We start from the raw sequence: 15,244 nt of genomic DNA on the forward strand, positions 1-15,244 counted from the left end.
GGACCGCCCCGGCGTACCCCGGGCGGACACCGGTTCCACCGGCCGTCCCGGAGATCACGCGCTCCCGGGACGTCCGGTCTCACACCTGGCCGCGTACCCGGCGCAGGCCGTACCGGGTACGCCTGACGACGGCGTACCCCTTCGTCAGGATCCGCTCGCGCATGTAGATCAGGGGAACCTGGTTGCCCTCGACCGCGCGGCTGAACATCCCCATCGTCGTGCCCTCGGCCACCGTCAGGCGCGGCAGCGCGAGCACGTCGTGCCGGTCGGCGGCGATGGCGTTGCTCACCGCGCAGGCGGCCCAGTACCCGGCGCGCCTGACCTCGCGCCGCACGCGCACGCTGGAGTAGCCGTACGGGTAGGCCATCGTCGAGACCAGGGAACCGATCTTGTCCTCCAGCAGCGCCTTGTTGCGGCGCAGCTCCTGGCGGAGCTCGTCCTCGGGCAGCTGGTCGAGCTGGGGGTGGCTGTGGCTGTGGCCGCCGATCTCCACCCCGCAGGAGGCGGCCTCACGGGCCTGGCTCCACGACAGCATGGTGTCCAGGGGCCTGCCCGCCGCCTCCTTGCCCGCGTCGCGGACCCATCCGCTGGTCAGGAAGACCGTGGCGGGGAAGTCGTACCGTTCGAGCAGGGGCAGCGCCTCGCTGTGGAAGTCGGCGTACCCGTCGTCGAAGGTCACGACGACCGGCCGCTCCGGCAGGGCGCGGCCGTTGTTCTTGTGCAGCGAGGCGACCAGGTCGGCCACGGTCAGCGGCGTGAAGCGCTTCTCCTTGAGGTAGGCCAGCTGGTCGGCGAAGACCGAGGGCCGTACCGACAGCGGCTTCGTCTCGGCGTTGGGCCGGTCCGAGATCGAGTGGTACATCAGGATCGGTACACGGATCATGCACGTACCCGTTTCTTCTTCAGCCGAAGGGAACCGACAACGTAACCCCAGGTGGTCCAGGTGAGACCGACGACGATCGCGCCGGCCCTGCCCAGGCCGGACACGTCTCCCCGCAGGGCCTCGCCGACGCCGCGCAGCGCGCCCAGCGGCAGCGCCTTCAGCGCGTGCGCCCGCTCGCTCGCCAGCCCGTCCCCGGCCCCCACGCTCTGCGTGACCAGCGCCTTGGACAGGCCCTCGGCGTAGCAGCGCGAGCGGAAGTAGCCGAACGTGGCCCGCGCGGCGGGCACCTTGTGGCCGATCACCGCGGCGGGCTCGAACAGCATCCCCGAGCCCGGCATCCGCTGCGAGAGCCGGATGCAGAACTCGGTCTCCTCACAACCCAGCGGGCGAGGCTTGCGCCCCTGCACGCTGCGCCCGATACCGGTGTGGAACCCGCCGACCGCGCCGATCGGCTCCCTGCGGAAGGCCGCGTTCCCGCCCATCACGTTGCGGATCCGCGCCCGCTCCGTGGGCATGCCGCGATAGCTGCAGCCCACGGTCCAGTCGAACTCGTGCGGGTACCAGCCGGGCCGGTGCCCGGTGCCCCACAGCGGCCTGGTCAGCCCGCCCACCCCCACGATGGTCGGGTCCTGGAAGCCCTCCTCCAGCGCTTCCAGCCAGCCGGGTTCCGCTATGGCGTCGTCGTCCAGGTACGCCACGATGTCGCCGGAGGCGATCTGCGCACCGGTGTTCTTGCCACCGGACAGACCCTTCTCCTGAGCGTTCACCACCACGATCGCGCCGGGGTACTCCTTCTTCAGCCGAAGGTGGAGCTCCGGGTTGTAGTCGACAACGAGGATGATCTCGTGCGGCCTTCGGGTCTGGTTCTCGACGGACTCGACGGCCTGGCGGATGTCCTCCCAGCGATCCTCGGTGTAGACGCAGATGACGACACTGGTTCTCATGATTACGCGGCACCCTGGTCGGCGGCCCTGGTGGCGGCGGCCGGTTCGTGCACGACGGGGGCGGGGCTGCTGCGCCACTCCCGGATGATGGTCTTGAGCACCCGGATGCCGTCACGCACCGCGTGCAGGTTGCTCTCACCGTGGATGCGGCAGCGCTCGTGGCTGGGGACCTCGTGCACCTTGAGCCCGGCCTTGAAGGCCCGGATGTTCATGAGGGTCTCGATCTCGAAGCCGTCGCAGTCGAGGTTGAGGACGTCCAGGTGGCGGGCCCAGAACGCGTTGTAGCCGTAGCACAGGTCGCTGTAGCTGGTGCCGTACATCTTGTTGACCAGCGTGGTCAGCGCCTTGTTGCCGAACGTGCGGGTGAAGGTCAGGTCGTCGCTGCCGCCTCCGGCCGCGTACCGCGAGCCCTTGACGAAGTCGGCGCCGGTGACCAGCGCGCCCACGAACTGGATGATCTCGCGGCCGTCGGTGGAGCCGTCGGCGTCGATCATCACGATGATGTCGCCGGTGCAGGCGGCGAAACCTGCCGAGAGCGCGTCCCCCTTGCCCTTGCCGGTCTGGTGGACCACGCGGACGTTGGGACGCAGCTTCCTGGCCACCGCGACGGTGTCGTCCTTGGAGTTGCCGTCCACCAGGACGATCTCGTCGATCCACTGCGGCAGCGTCGCGAAGACGTGCGGAAGGTTCTCCGCCTCGTTCATGGCCGGAACGACGACGCTGACGGTCGGGGAGATCGCCATGTGCGGGGTGATGGGCGTGAAGCGTTCGATGGGAGGCACGGCCCTGAGCGGTGGCTTGCCGTTGTAGTGCTTGGTGATCTCGGGACTCATGATGACGAGTGTCCTTCGCGGTCGGTCGTCAGAGATGACTGGCGGACGGACCCGTGGCCACGGCCGATCGGGACGATCGGCGGGAACGGCGAATGCGATGAGGGATGCATGCGAGGGTCCTGGCGGGTGTGAGGCGGTGACGGGAGCGGCCTAACCCACTCCCCATGGTTCCTTGACGACCGGCGTACCGGATTGGTTCTGCGCGGGGGAGCGCATTCGGCCGAAACCCTTCAGCACACGGTCGGCGATCCTGTACAACTGCGGGCGATCGGTGACGATCGTTCGAGCCTTGTTGACCGGGACGCGGCCGAGCCAGTGGACCGCGGCGGCGGGGGAGGGACGCGAGACACGGCCCTCGGCGACGAACAGGTCGCCGCTCTTCAGCCAGCTCTTGTACTCCCGCCCGCCCTTGCCCATGTCGACCTGCCGCAGCCCCGAGGCGGCGGCGTGCTCGGCCATGTGCAGGTGGTGGACGATACCGGGCGAGTACCTGGCGAACTCGGTGTCGTAGGCCGGGAACCAGCCCACCAGGGTGGTGGCCGTCCGCAGCCCGAAGTGCCCGGCGACGGGCCTGTCGCCGGAGTAGACCATGGTCAGGACGCCCGCGAAGCTCTCCGACCTCTCGGCGTGCATCTCGTCGAGAAGCTGGACGATCCACGGCTGGGCGAAGCGGTCGACCCGTCCGGTCCGCCGGTACTGGTCGGACTTCCAGTTGGTGAGCGTGCGGAGCGTGCCCGGGTCGGCCGAGTACCACTCGAAGCGGATCTCGCCCTGCTCGCGGCCGAGCTTGCGCTCCTTGTAGCGGACGGTCTTGAGGTTCTTCGGCGAGTTGGCCTTGACCTGGGCGATGTAGGTCTCGAACCCCACGCTGAGGTCCATCACGGGCGCGGGGCGCACGTCGGACTCGTACGGGGCGAACGTCGGCTGGCCGGGGACCAGGTGGTCGAAGTCGAAGACGGAGAGCTTGCAGGCGCGCAGCAGGTCCCGTACGTCGAGCTGGAGGCCCGGCACGGAGATCAGGCCGTGGCAGGTGGTCAGGAAACCGCCGAGCGGCTTGCCGATCCCGAAGTTGTGGCGCTCATAGGGAAAGAACCCCACGATCTTGCCGCCGTCCTGGACGACCGCGACGCGGACGTAGTCGCGCAGACGCCCCATGGCCAGGGCGAACTCCACCGAGAGGAAGGGGTTGTCCAGTGAGGGGTCCGCCACCTGCAACTCCCGCCAGCGGGAGATCTCTGACGTTCCGAGGTCCCCCGGGCGAACGACGACGATGTTCACCGTGACCTGACCCCCTGTTCGGTCTGCAAGCTCCCGCTCCCCCGATACAACACGCGTAGTACGTAGATGAAGCCACCGAGCACCGCGATCGTCGCAACTCCGGCGCGGGGCGACCATGCGTCAAAGGTAAGCATGGCAGCGGCCAGGAGAACGTTGACCACCAGGCTGGCGGCTGCTCCCACTGATAGTGCCTCAAGAGGGTCACGATCACGCAACAGTCCTACCACCGCGGCGCCTGGAACCACCAACAGGAACAGAGGGGTGAGAACCAGACGTAAAGGGGTGTCGATGCCCGCTAAGGCGATCACGGCTCCCGTGACGCACGCCAAGGTGAGCGCCCATGTGAGCACCCTGCGGTTGATCGACATCTTCCGGACTCCAGGTTGGTGATGACGTGACTGATCGCGTCTTCATGTGACCAATCACTCAGCATGGACGTCAATGCCGACGCTCGGCACCCGCCCATGGTTTACCGGATCCCTGGAAGAAGTCTCGACGTTGGGTAAAAGAAGGTGCGGGAATCAGTCCGTGCCCACCTCGGACTCCGCCTCCGCCGAAGGGGTCGGCATCGGCTCGGGCTCGGGGTCCTCGGGAGGGTCCGAGGCCTCGGGGTCAGGGCTTTCCCACGTGACGGCACAGGCCGCGTTGCCTCCGGCCGACCTGAACGCCACCCGTCCGGCACCGCTCTGCGAGGGGTCACGGGCAGTGACCCAAATCACTGTAGCGGTACCGGCGGAAAGCCGCCCCCGGGACGGCTGCGCGTTCAGGCCGCCGGAGGTGGTCGCCGACCAGGAGACCGTGGCGCCGCTCGCCGCCAGACGGATCCGCCCGGCGCCCTGGCCGATGTCGGCCGGGCACGAGACGGCCAGCCGTCCGGTCGCGGGGCGGCGGGTGGCGGTGCGGCTGGGACGGGGCCGCGCCGCCGTGCTCCTGCGGACCGGTGCCGCCCGCGAGGGACGGGGGGCCGCGGTCGGGGTGCCCGGGCCCGTGGTGGGGAGCGGCGCGTCGTCCTGCTCCCGGTCGTCCCGGTCGTCTGCGTGCTCCTCGGGGTCCTGGCGCCCGGCCTCCGACGGATCGGGCCCCGGCTCAGGGGTGGGCCCCGTCACGACCGGGGCGGGCCGCGACCCCGGCGCCCCGGCCGTCCCCGGCGCGGCCTGGACGTCCCGCGGCGGTCCGCCGGTCAGGTTCTGCCCGCCCAGGACGACCACCGCCCCGGCCGCCGCCAGCACGCAGGCCGCGGCGAGCAGCAGCGGACCCCTGCGCGGCCCGCGCCTGCGCCGCTGGACCGGCGCAGGCGCCGCGCGCCTGCCTCCGGCCTGAGGGGACCCCGTCGAACGGCGGGCGGTGCCGCTCCCGGCGGTGGTGTCGGGCCAGGCGCCGGCGGCCCAGGCGCCGGCCCGGTCGTCGAGGTCGGCGTCGGTCCCGGTGTCGGTCCCGGAATCGTTCCCGGCGTGCCAGGTCTCCGTGGCGGGAGCGGCGTGCCAGATCTCCGTGTCCGGGGGGACGGGCCACGGCCGCGCGGCGGGGGCGACGGGGGTGCCCGCGAAGAGGTCGCCCGTGACCGGGATGCCCGAGGCGGAGACGCCCGAGGCCGGATGATCATGGTCTGCGCGACCTTGCCGTCGCGCTTGAGTGACCGGGACGCCCGAGGCGGGGACGCCCGAGGCCGGGGTGGCCGTCGCCGGGACGCCCGTCGCCGGGGTGCCCGCGCCGAGCCGGTGACCCCCGCGCCCCTCCTCGCGGCCCCGCCGGGTGCCCGAGACCCCGGGGGACCCGGGCCTGGCGGTGTCCCCGGAACCCGCGGGGTCCCGGGAGGTCCCCGATTCCCCGCGCCCGCCCCAGAGACGGCCCCCGGCCCGCCGCGGGGTCGCCACCGGGAAGCCGGCCCGGTCGAAGTGCTCGCTCCCGGCGAGGACGGCGGCGCGCGCCTCGCGCAGCTCCGGGTTCACACACGTCTCGATCACCCTGCGGCGCAGCGAGAGCGGTGGGTAGGCGAGCGGTACCAGGTCCAGCAGCCGCCCCGCCGAGACGTGCCGGTCCCTGCGCTCGACGCAGACCTCGCAGCGGCCGATGTGGGCCGAGAGGCGCCGCCGCAGCACGGTGGTGAGCGGCCCCTCCCAGCAGTCCACCATCGCCGACAGGTCGGGGCAGTGCGCCCGGCCGACCTTGGCGAGCACCACGGCGGCCGCGGCGTTCTCCAGGTGGTCCCTGGCCCGGCCGAGCCGCGCCGCGACCTGCCGCGAGCTCAGCCCGAGCACCGCGCCGGCCTCGCCGGTGCCGAGGTCGTGGCGCAGGGAGAGCTCCAGCACCTCGCGCTCCTGCAGGCTCAGCTCGGCCATGGCCTCGTGCACCAGCGCGGCCAGTTCCCGCTCGCCCGGGTCGTCGTGCGCGTCGGGGGGCGGGCCCGCCGTCGCCTGCCGTCCGCCGCGGGCCCGCGCGCCGGGCGCGCAGCGGACCCTCAGGAGCGCGTACAGCCAGGCGCGCAGGCGGCCGGGCTCGCGCAGGCGCTCCACCCTGCCCTGGGCGGCCACCAGCGCGTCGTGCACGGCCTCGGCGGCGGCCTCGCGGTCACCCAGCAGTGAGAAGGCGTAGTCGGCGAGACGTTCGGCATAGGAGTCGTAGAGGCTCGCGGGCGCCGTTGTGTCGGCACGCCGCAGCGCCTCAACGAGATGTTGATCGTCGGTTCGGCCGACGGTCGGCCATCCGGGCACGGATATTCCTCCCCGCGGGACGGGCTCGTTCCCGGGCGGCACCCCTGCCCGGTTCAGGCCCCACACGCGTAGGACGCGACCTCCCCGCGACCGGTTGACCGGATGCGTCAATATCATGCCCACCTGGTATGACCTGGGAAAACTGCTAACAACTGGGTCAGATGTGACAGTTGTCGTACCGGGTGGCCGTGAGGCGCGGGGGTCAGCAGTTGGGCGAGCAGAGCCGGCGCTTCATGCCCTCCAGGAAGAACTTCCGGATCTCCAGGATGTCCTTGGCGATGTACGCGTCACCCGCCGTCGCCTTGGCGAGGGCGTCCATCTGGCGCTTGCCCTTGGGGGCGTCCGGGCCGAAGGCGATGATCAGCACGCTGACCGGCTTCTCGGGGTCGTACTGCTCCTTCAGCCGCTTCAGGATCTGCTGGTTGCCGATCCCGCCGTCGGGGTCGTCGTTGCCGGCGCCGTCGGTGAGGATCACCACAGTGTTGATCTTGTCGCTCTGGTACTCCTTGGTCATCTGCGTGTAGGCGGCGGCCAGGGTGTCGTTGAGCCCGGTGTCGCCGGTCGCCCTGGCCCGGGTGGACGCCAGCCTCTGGTTGATCACGTCCCTGCGCAGGCCCCCGTCCAGCTCCTCGGTGAGCGGGCCGACCGGGACCGTCTTGACGTAGTCGACGCCCCTGCCGTTGAGATGGGTGGAGAACTCCCACATGCCCAGCTCGCTCTTGACCGGGAAGAGCCTCATGCCCTCGACGGCGATCCTGGTGATCGCCTGCATCCGGGTGAGGCCGGTGCCCGGCACCGGCAGGGCCATGGTCCCCGAGACGTCCACCAGGGTCAGGAGCCTGGTGCCGAGCTTGATCCGGGACCAGGTCTGGGACATCCTCGCGACGGTCTTGGCGTCGGGCACCTCGATCGCCTTCGGGGCCTCGGCCTGGAAGCCCCCGGAGCCGGTGACGGCCTTGGCCCCCTTGCCGTCGGGGGTGCGGAAGCCCAGCTCCTGGAACGTCCTGCGGGCCTGCTCGCCGGCCAGCTCCTTCTGGAACGCCTCGGCCGCCTTGCGGACCTCGGCGTCCCCGGTCGTGATCACCACCGGGTAGTCGAGGTCGACGGTCCCCTCCGACGGGTAGAGCGGCACCGCCGGGACCTCGGGCTTCCTGTTCCTGTTGAACGCCCAGACCCCCTGTTCCGAGGCGATGCCCAGCGGGGCCTTGCTGCCCTTGACGCCCAGGCTGGACAGCAGCGCGCCCTGGTCGCGGACCGTCGAGGACCCCGACAGGGTCTTGAGCGCGCCGACGAGCTGCTCCTCGCCCACCCCCGAGGCCGTGGCGACGCCGGCGGCGGCCAGGAGCGCGCCGAGCCCGGACGCGTTGAGCGCGGGGTCGGGCACGAGCACCCGGACCTTGCGGCCGGGGCCGTCCACGTTGGCCACGTTGGCGGCGGCGATCATGCCGCCCCAGCTCGCCTCGCCGAAACTCTTGCGCAGGGCGGGCACCACCGAGCCGGAGGCCACCATGACGATGGGGGAGCGGGCGACGGACGGGCCCGCCTCGGGCACCTCGGGGGTCCTCGCGCGCAGGTTCGTCACCCACAGTCCCGAGTCGGGGATCCACAGGTCCATCGCGGTGGCCTTGCCGCCCGCCCCGCCCAGCGCCGAGGCCACCGTGGAAGGGAGCCCCTTGGTCACCGCGACCGTGACGCACCGGCCCTCGATCTCGTGGGCCGCCTTGGTGAACCGCTCGGCGATCCTGGAGACGGCGGGCTGGATGTCGGGGGCGGCGGTCACCCGCAGCGGCAGGGCGTCGTCCGAGCACCCCCGGTCACGATTGATCACCACGAACGCGGCCACACCGAGCAGCACCGCCAGGGCGACGGAGCCGGCCAGCGGGACCAGGACCGCGCCCCGCCCTCCGCGGCGGCGCCGTGGCACGGGCTCCTTGTAGGGGGTGTAGCCGTCCTCGAGTTCATCCGTCCGGTGACGTCCGCCCACGATGCCCTCTTAGCTGTCGATGTCATGGAGCCAGAGCGGGGCCACCCTACTGGGATGTTCTCCGCAATATTCACGGAACTGTACTTGGAACGGTTAGTGTGGCAAAACACGCATTTTGCTGCTGTGATCACCTCACGTGCCGATTCCGGCACCGTACGTCCCGTCCGTGCCGCCCCAGCTCAGTGGCAACAATGGCCCCCGCGCCACGCCCGCCGTCCCTCCCGGGCCGCCACCGCCGCGAGCAGGACCGCCATGGCGGGATCGATCCACCACCATCCGGCGCGGTTGAGCGCGAGCCCGGCGAGCACCCCCGCCGCGAGCGCGGCGCAGAGCAGGTTCTGGGTGCCCTCGCCGACGGTCGCCGCCGACCCCAGCCGGGCGCCCAGCCGCCGCTTGGCCGTTCCCAGCAACGGCATGCCGACCACGCTGGCCGCCGTCACCACGATCCCCAGCGTGCTCGGCACGGCGCGGTGGCCCGCGTCCAGGTCGTGCGCCACGTGCAGCACCAGGTACGGCGCCAGGAGCCAGAAGCTGATCGCCACGGCCCTGCGGGCCCGCTCCTCGGCGTGCGCCGAGGCGGTCCTCGCCCCGGTGAAGCGCCAGACGACGATCAGGCTGGCCGCCGCCTCGACCAGGGCCGTGACACCCCAGCCGATCAGGGCGACCGAGTGCGCGCCCAGCCCGGCGGCGATGCCGAGCACGCTCTCGGCACCGAGCCAGACCAGGGTGGCCAGGGACAGGGTGCGTGCCCTGCGGGCATCGCGCAGCCACCCGGCGTCGTGCGGCGCCGGCAGGGTCCGCCCGGTCACCGGGCACCCACGGGGTGAAGGGCCCGTCCCTCGGGACGGACGGAAGACGTGGAGCGGTCGGGCATGGTGGTTTCCCGGTTCTTGTCGCGGGCGACGGTGGGGGCGCCGGGTGGTGCCGGCCGGCGGGGCGGCACCGGATGACGGCGGGTGACGAACGATTACGGTGGGTAATGTATACGTCGCGCGGTGCCGTGACGCCGGGAAGCGCGGACCTCGTCGCGACGGCGTCATATCCTCGTCGGGCCGCCGCGTCACGGGATCGGAGGCCGCCAGCAGCTCGTCGGAGGGAAACCGTGCCGTTCACGCCCAGCCACGTCGCCGCGGTGCTGCCGCTCATCTCCTCGGAACGGGTCCGCCGCCTGCTCGACCCCTGGGCGCTCGCGCTGGGCGCCATGGTGCCCGATCTGCCGATCTTCTTCCCGTTCCTGCCCGACTACATGATCTGGCACTCCATCAGGGGCGTCCTCACCATCGACCCGTTCGCCGTGGTCGTGCTGCTCGCCGTCTTCCACCTGCTGCTCCGCGACCCGCTGACCGCGCTCCTGCCCCCGGGCCTCGCCGGGCGCGCCGCCGCGCTGACCCCCGGCATGTACGGGATCCGCCGGCTGCCCGCCGTGGTCGCCGGTGGCATCGTGGGCGCGCTCAGCCACAAGGTCTGGGACTCCTTCACCCACTCCTACAGCGCGGCGCTGTGGGGCTGGACCTGGCTGGACGGCCGGGTGGGGGACGTGATCTCCGTCTTCCGCCTGCTGCAGTACACCTCCACGGTGGTCGGCCTGGCGCTGGTCGTCTGGTGGGCCTGGCGCGGGCTGGCCGCGATGGAGCCCCGGCCGGTGCCCGAACGGCTCATCCTGCCCGCGGGCGAGAGGGCGGCCGTCCTGGTGGCCACCGCCGCGTCGATCCTGCTGGGCGCGCTCGCCTGGACGATCGCCTTCCCCTCGGGGACCAGGGCCGAGCTCGTGACACGGATCGGCGCGGGAGTGGTCGTCGGCTGCTCGGCCATGCTGCTCGTGTACGCGTTGATATGGCAGCTCAGGCGCGTCATGGCAGTATTCGAGGGTGCCTGAGCCCACCACCCGCCCCCACCTGGCCGGCCGTCCGGCCGACCCCCTGGCCGACTACGCCGGTCTGCGCGACGTCGAGCTGCGCAAGAGCCTGGAGGCCGAGCACGGCCTCTTCGTCGCCGAGGGGGAGAAGGTCATCCGCCGCGCGGTCGCGGCGGGCTACCCCGTCCGGTCGGTGCTGCTGACCCCGCGCTGGGCCGAGCCCCTCGCCGACCTGCTGGCCCTCCTCGGCGACCGGGTGCACGTCGTCGACGACACCACGATGGAGGGCGTCGCCGGCTTCCAGGTCCATCGGGGGGCACTGGCCGCGATGGAACGCCTCCCGCTGCCGGAGGTGCGCGACGTGCTCTCCGGCCTGTCCGGCTCACCTGGCCTGCCCGGCTCCTCCAGCTTGCCCGGCTCCTCCAGCTTGCCCGGCTCATCTGGCCTGCCCGGCTCATCTGGCCTGCCCGGCTCATCTGGCCTGCCCGGCTCATCCGGCCTGTCCGGCTCGTTCCGTCAGAGAGGAGCGGGGGACGTCCCGGCGCCGCCCGGCCGCATCCTGGTCCTGGAGGACCTCGTCGACCACGGCAACGTCGGCGCCATCTTCCGGTGCGCCGCCGCGCTGGGCGTCCAGGCCGTCGTCCTCTCGCCGCGCTGCGCCGACCCTCTCTACCGGCGCTCGGTGAAGGTCTCCATGGGCGCGGTCTTCGCGATCCCGTACGCCCGGATGACCGACTGGCACGCGGGCCTGGCCGAATTGCGCGGGGCGGGTTTCCGGACGCTGGCGCTCACCCCCGACCAGGCCGCCACGCCCCTGGACCGGGCCGTCATGGCCGACCGGGTGGCGCTGCTGCTCGGCTCCGAGGGGGACGGGCTGTCCTCACGCTGGCTGCGCGAGGCCGACGAGGCCGTCTGCATCCCGATGAGCCCGGCCGCGATGGGACTCGGTGTCGACTCCCTCAACGTGGTGGCCGCCGCCGCCATCGCCTGCCACGGCCTGATGCGGGCCGGGGCGGCGGACCCCTCGGGAGAGCCGGGCTGACCCGCCGGGCCCCCGGTCACCTCGCGGCGGGCTCCCACGGCTCCGGCGGGGCCGGCTCGCCCGCCCACTCCAGCAGCCGCTTCGCGCTCGAGAAGCGCCGGTCGGCGTTGGTCTCGCCGAGGATCACGCCCACGAGCCGCCGGCCGCCGGTGTCTGCGGCGAACGACAGGCAGTACCCGGCGGCCCGGGTGTAGCCGGTCTTGAGACCGATGGTCCCGGGCACCTTGCCGAGCAGCTTGTTGGAGTTGGTCCAGGTGTGCGCCCGGTGGAGCCTGGACTTGGTCACGACGTGCCGCCCGGTGGAGGCGATCGTCCGCAGCACCGGGTCGCGCAGCGCGATGTCGGCCAGCTTGGCCTGGTCCAGCGCGGTGGAGTGGCCCGGAGCGGGCTTCGGCAGGCCGTCGGGATTGGTGTAGAGGGTGTCGGCCAGGCCCATGGAACGGGCCGTGACGTTCATCCTCGCGACGAACCTCGCGTCGCCCGGACCGTAGACGCGGGCCAGGGCGTGGGAGGCGTCCGCCCCGGAGGGCAGCATCACCGCGTACAGCAGGTCCCTGACGGTCAGGCGCTCCCCGGCGCGCAGGGAGGCGTGCGTCGCGCCGTTCGTCTTCGCGTACCGCACGTCGGCCGCCTGGATCGTGACGACGTCGTCCAGCCTCGCCGTCCTCAGCACGACGTACGTCGTCATGATCTTCGTCAGGCTGGCCACCGGCATCCGCCTGGCGGCCCCCTTGCTCAGGTGGATCGTTCCCGTGACCGGGTCGTACAGGTACGCGGCCCGTCCCGGCACGACCGGCGCGTCGGTGCGCCGCTCCCCCGTGAGCGGGACGAGCGACGGGGCGACGCGGGCCGTGGCGGGCGCCCCGGTCGCCGAGGCCGGTGAGGACGCCGAGGTCAGGGCGACGGCCGGAGAGGCCGTGGCCAGGGTGACCGTGGTGACCAGCGCGGCGCGGATGATGAACCGAATTCCCCCGTAATGCATGAGGACATGGTGGCAGAGGCGACCCGTCATGGGCGGAAGGTCAATCGGTTCGGCTTAAAAGTTGACATCGGCGCCACGGAAGACGAACCGGGGAAAAGGGGAACCGGGCTCGCTGCGGGGCGTACCGCCGGATCAGGGTCGTGGACGGGCCGATCGGCCGTGCGGGCTCGCCGGAACCGGGTTCGCTCCGGGAGTACCGCCGGGTCAGGGGACGGGGACCTGCTCCGCCTCGGCCTCGCGGCGGGCGGCGCGTCGGCGTCGGCGCCGCATCACGAGAACGACGATCACCGCGATCACGGCGAGGGCCGCCAGGGCGGCCAGCAGCGGCGAGCGCGCGGCCAGTCCCAGCCAGCCCCAGATCACCGAGTACAGGCCGAAGGACGTCACCGGCACCCAGGTCAGGCAGCCGAGCGCGCTGGCCACGACGTACCAGGGATAGGAGATCCGCAGCACCCCGGCGACCCAGGGCAGGGTGTGGCGCAGGCCGGGGACCCAGAAGCAGGCGTAGACGGCGAGCGCGCCCCACTTCCTGACCACGTTCTCGACTCGGGTGATGTTCTCCTGGCCGATCTTGAGGCCCAGCCGCGAGGTGTAGAGCCGCGAGCCCAGGACGTGGCCGATCCAGTAGTAGGCCTGGAACGCGCCGAACAGCGCCACGCCGCCGACGATCACCCAGAGCCACAGGGGCATGCCCAGGAACGACGCGGACGTCGGGTCGGGGATGAGCGCCGCCACGGGTCGCACTCCGAACATCACCACCATGGTCGTTCCACCTGCCTGTACCGATATTAGGCCAGGCTTACCTGGAACGGCCGGGCGGAGCCCCCGGACGCGCATTCCCCCGCGCCGCGTCGTCCTCGGCGCCTCGCCGGTGCGGGCAAGGGTCCCGCGAAGAGGGCCTGCGCCGGTTCGGTCCATGACGCCGGTTCGGTCAACGACGCCGGTTCGGTCCATGACGCGGTTCGGCCCGCGGTAGCGGTTCAGTCCGCGACGCCGGGGCTGCCTTCGGCGATCCGGGCGAGTGCGGCCAGATGGTCCTCCAGGGCGCCTCTTCCCTCGGCGGTGAGCGCCACCCAGGTGAGCCTGCGGGAATCCGCACGTACGGGCGAGCTCTCCTTGCGCACCGTGACGAAGCCGGCCTCGGCGAGCACCCTGAGGTTCTTGGACAGGTTCGCGTCGTTCAGTCCGAGGGTGTCCCTGACGACCGCGAACTCGAGTTCCGACACGCGCCGCAGCAGCCCGCAGACGCGCAGGCGCACCGGTGAGTGGATGACCTCGTTGAACGCGGGGGTGGGTGGGGCGCTCACGCGCGCCCACCGGCGTCGTGGGCGAGCTCGTCGCGCAGGACGTCGTCGTAGCGGCGGCCGAGCACGAGGGTCGCGCCGAAGGCGAGGGCGGCCGGCAGCAGCCCCCATCGGGGGTCGGTACCGGTGAACTTGACGACCAGGGCGGCGAGCATGGCGAGGGCGAGCACCCCGGATATCACCCTCAAAAGCCGCTTGCCGCGGGAACCCGCCGGCTGGGTGATGAAGATCCCGTAGCGCCGGCTGTAGGTGGTGGTGAGCAGGAGGATCGCGACGATGCCGAGGGCCACGACGACGAAGGACGCCGCCCCCGGCAGTACCTGGGCGGCGGTGAGCACCCCCACGATCAGGCCGAGGGTGAGGTGGTACCACCACGGCGTGACCACTCGCTCGGCGAGTCTGACGCCGTCGAGGCCGAGACGGTCCAGGGTGTCGCGCGCCTGGGACGAGGTGAGCGGTCCCTCGCGGTCGTCGGAGCGGAAGTCGTTTTCCATGTTGGCAAGTCTATGCATGACTTGCGCATTTGGAAAGTCACATTCGCGGCACGCCGGTCGCGGGCCCGGCGACCCCGGGATCCACCGGCGGGCCGACGGGCCGGCGCCACCTCGGGGGCAGGAGTGACGGACCGGGAGGTGATGGACCAGCGCGCCTCCCGCTGAAGGGAGCTCCGGGCATCAACCCGCTGCAAGCGGACGTCAACTCCCGGGCAAGAGCCGGGGCGTACACCTGGTGGTAACGAGGAAAGGTGTTCGTCATGGTTCGGCGCGGCAGAGTGGTTCCGGTACTGGCCGGTGGGGTCGGGGGCGTCGCCAAGCTGCTCGTCGCCACCCTCGCCTTCGCCGGGGTCTACCTGGGCGTGTGGGGTACGCCCGGCGCCCAGGACCCGGTGCGGACCTCGGCCGGGGAGACGGTCCGCGGGCCGGTACGCCTGGTGGTGCTCTCCTCGCGATCGGCACCGGCCGACCTGGCCGCGACCGCGACAACCGCGACAACCGCGACAACCGGGGTGAACGCGGGCGACACGACGAAGACCCCGGCGAGGAAGACCTCGGCAACGAGGACCCGGGTCGCCGAAGGCCGGACGGCCACCGACCCGGTCGCCACGGGGCAGGCGCCGGCGGCGGGCAGGATCGCCGTCGGCGAGGGCGGCGCGCTCGGCCCCTGCGACAGCCCCCACCTGGCCCGTACGGTCGTCGCCAACGACGACCCGCGGGCCACCGTCTCCTACGCCTGGCGCCTGGAGCGGTGGAGTTCGGCCGCCCACCGCTGGCGCACCTACCTGAACGCCGGGGCCGGCTTCACCGGCGAGGGGCAGGTCGTCGAGTGGCGGCCCCGGATCGTCGGCAACCCCGGCTGGTACCGCGTGGTGCTCTCGGTCCAGGGCGAGTCCCCGCTGCGCAGCGAGAGGTTCCTCGTCCGCTGCTGACC

Annotated in this window: 15 protein-coding genes; 3 read left to right on the forward strand and 12 right to left on the reverse strand. The window is 72.1% G+C overall.

The features are described from left to right. Positions 1-79 precede the first annotated feature (79 nt). The 8 genes from ACLQ2R_RS31755 to ACLQ2R_RS31790 all read right to left on the reverse strand — a co-directional run bounded on the left by ACLQ2R_RS31755 (position 80) and on the right by ACLQ2R_RS31790 (position 9,442). Positions 80-883 carry a polysaccharide deacetylase family protein gene (locus tag ACLQ2R_RS31755; protein WP_386241546.1) on the reverse strand — a complete coding sequence of 268 codons (804 nt, stop codon included), beginning with the start codon at positions 881-883 and terminating at the stop codon, positions 80-82. Then, the gene (locus ACLQ2R_RS31760; RefSeq protein ID WP_425964853.1) at positions 880-1,827 is read right to left on the reverse strand and encodes a glycosyltransferase family 2 protein; all 948 of its coding nucleotides are present in this window, start codon (positions 1,825-1,827) and stop codon (positions 880-882) included. Before ACLQ2R_RS31760 ends, ACLQ2R_RS31755 begins: the two co-directional genes overlap by 4 nt. Positions 1,828-1,829: 2 nt before the next feature. Further along, on the reverse strand, positions 1,830-2,660 hold the full coding sequence (locus tag ACLQ2R_RS31765; protein ID WP_362797547.1) for a glycosyltransferase family 2 protein: 831 nt from the start codon (positions 2,658-2,660) through the stop codon (positions 1,830-1,832). Positions 2,661-2,810: 150 nt separating this feature from the next. After that, the gene (locus tag ACLQ2R_RS31770; RefSeq protein ID WP_425964856.1) at positions 2,811-3,869 is read right to left on the reverse strand and encodes a GNAT family N-acetyltransferase; all 1,059 of its coding nucleotides are present in this window, start codon (positions 3,867-3,869) and stop codon (positions 2,811-2,813) included. Between the two features lie 65 nt (positions 3,870-3,934). Continuing rightward, a complete protein-coding gene (locus tag ACLQ2R_RS31775; protein WP_425964858.1) occupies positions 3,935-4,306 on the reverse strand; it encodes a hypothetical protein in 372 nt (123 codons plus the stop codon). A gap of 153 nt (positions 4,307-4,459) precedes the next feature. After that, a complete protein-coding gene (locus ACLQ2R_RS31780) occupies positions 4,460-6,649 on the reverse strand; it encodes a sigma-70 family RNA polymerase sigma factor (RefSeq protein ID WP_425964859.1) in 2,190 nt (729 codons plus the stop codon). Positions 6,650-6,851: 202 nt separating this feature from the next. Beyond that, positions 6,852-8,633 (reverse strand): substrate-binding and VWA domain-containing protein, encoded by a 1,782-nt coding sequence (locus ACLQ2R_RS31785; RefSeq protein WP_425964861.1) that lies wholly within the window; start codon positions 8,631-8,633, stop codon positions 6,852-6,854. A 179-nt stretch (positions 8,634-8,812) separates the two neighbouring features. Continuing rightward, positions 8,813-9,442, reverse strand: a complete 630-nt coding sequence (locus ACLQ2R_RS31790; protein ID WP_425964863.1) for a hypothetical protein — start codon at positions 9,440-9,442, stop codon at positions 8,813-8,815. 293 nt (positions 9,443-9,735) lie between these two features. Between ACLQ2R_RS31790 and ACLQ2R_RS31795 the strand changes: the two genes are divergently transcribed. Beyond that, positions 9,736-10,509 (forward strand): DUF4184 family protein, encoded by a 774-nt coding sequence (locus tag ACLQ2R_RS31795; RefSeq protein WP_425964865.1) that lies wholly within the window; start codon positions 9,736-9,738, stop codon positions 10,507-10,509. After that, positions 10,502-11,530, forward strand: a complete 1,029-nt coding sequence (locus ACLQ2R_RS31800) for a TrmH family RNA methyltransferase (protein WP_425964867.1) — start codon at positions 10,502-10,504, stop codon at positions 11,528-11,530. Before ACLQ2R_RS31795 ends, ACLQ2R_RS31800 begins: the two co-directional genes overlap by 8 nt. 16 nt (positions 11,531-11,546) lie before the next feature. Here ACLQ2R_RS31800 and ACLQ2R_RS31805 read toward each other — a convergent pair whose 3' ends face one another. The 4 genes from ACLQ2R_RS31805 to ACLQ2R_RS31820 form a co-directional block, all read right to left on the reverse strand. After that, on the reverse strand, positions 11,547-12,512 hold the full coding sequence (locus ACLQ2R_RS31805; RefSeq protein ID WP_425964868.1) for a D-alanyl-D-alanine carboxypeptidase family protein: 966 nt from the start codon (positions 12,510-12,512) through the stop codon (positions 11,547-11,549). Positions 12,513-12,716: 204 nt separating this feature from the next. After that, complete coding sequence (locus ACLQ2R_RS31810) at positions 12,717-13,265, reverse strand: DedA family protein (RefSeq protein ID WP_425964870.1); 549 nt, start codon at positions 13,263-13,265, stop codon at positions 12,717-12,719. A 227-nt stretch (positions 13,266-13,492) separates the two neighbouring features. Next, positions 13,493-13,819 carry a transcriptional regulator gene (locus ACLQ2R_RS31815; RefSeq protein WP_425964872.1) on the reverse strand — a complete coding sequence of 109 codons (327 nt, stop codon included), beginning with the start codon at positions 13,817-13,819 and terminating at the stop codon, positions 13,493-13,495. Beyond that, positions 13,816-14,310 (reverse strand): hypothetical protein, encoded by a 495-nt coding sequence (locus ACLQ2R_RS31820; RefSeq protein WP_425964874.1) that lies wholly within the window; start codon positions 14,308-14,310, stop codon positions 13,816-13,818. Before ACLQ2R_RS31820 ends, ACLQ2R_RS31815 begins: the two co-directional genes overlap by 4 nt. A 260-nt stretch (positions 14,311-14,570) precedes the next feature. Between ACLQ2R_RS31820 and ACLQ2R_RS31825 the strand changes: the two genes are divergently transcribed. After that, the gene (locus tag ACLQ2R_RS31825) at positions 14,571-15,242 is read left to right on the forward strand and encodes a hypothetical protein (protein WP_425964876.1); all 672 of its coding nucleotides are present in this window, start codon (positions 14,571-14,573) and stop codon (positions 15,240-15,242) included. Positions 15,243-15,244: the final 2 nt, after the last annotated feature.

Origin of the sequence: Streptosporangium sp. DT93, from assembly GCF_049844535.1 — a bacterium.
Taxonomy (GTDB): domain Bacteria; phylum Actinomycetota; class Actinomycetes; order Streptosporangiales; family Streptosporangiaceae; genus Streptosporangium.